Origin of the sequence: Halomonas sp. ND22Bw, assembly GCF_003011945.1 — a bacterium.
GTDB classification, from domain to species: Bacteria; Pseudomonadota; Gammaproteobacteria; order Pseudomonadales; family Halomonadaceae; genus Halomonas; species Halomonas halophila.
Genome location: NZ_PXWD01000284.1, coordinates 1 through 387 on the forward strand (window position 1 = coordinate 1; position 387 = coordinate 387).

Annotated in this window: 1 protein-coding gene; it reads left to right on the forward strand. The window is 71.8% G+C overall.

Translation table 11 applies throughout. The features are described 5' to 3' along the window. A partial coding sequence (locus tag CVH10_RS18080) for a DUF2252 family protein (protein ID WP_146143025.1) occupies positions 1 to 387 on the forward strand: 387 nt, incomplete at both ends.

Consider the following 387-nt stretch of genomic DNA (forward strand, 5'->3'; position numbering starts at 1 on the left):
CAAGAGCCTGCTCGCCCGGGTCGGCGAGCGCCGGACCGATGGCGGCTGGCGCTTCAAGGAGCAGCCCCCGATCCTCACCGGCGTCGATGCCGAGACCCGCGAGGCGGTGATCGGCGGGCTCGAGCACTATGCCGAGACCCTGCCGCGCGAGCGCCGGTTCATGCTGAGCCGCTACCACGTGGTCGACGTGGCCCATCGGGTCGTCGGCGTCGGCAGCGTCGGCACCCGGGCCTACGTCGCGCTCCTGTGCGGAAATTCCGACCAGGACGTCCTCTTCCTGCAGGTCAAGGAGGCGGTGACGCCGGCCCACGCCCCCTACCTCGCCGGCATGCCCGACGCCTATGGCGACCACGAGGGCGAGCGGGTGATCTACGGCCAGCGCCTGCT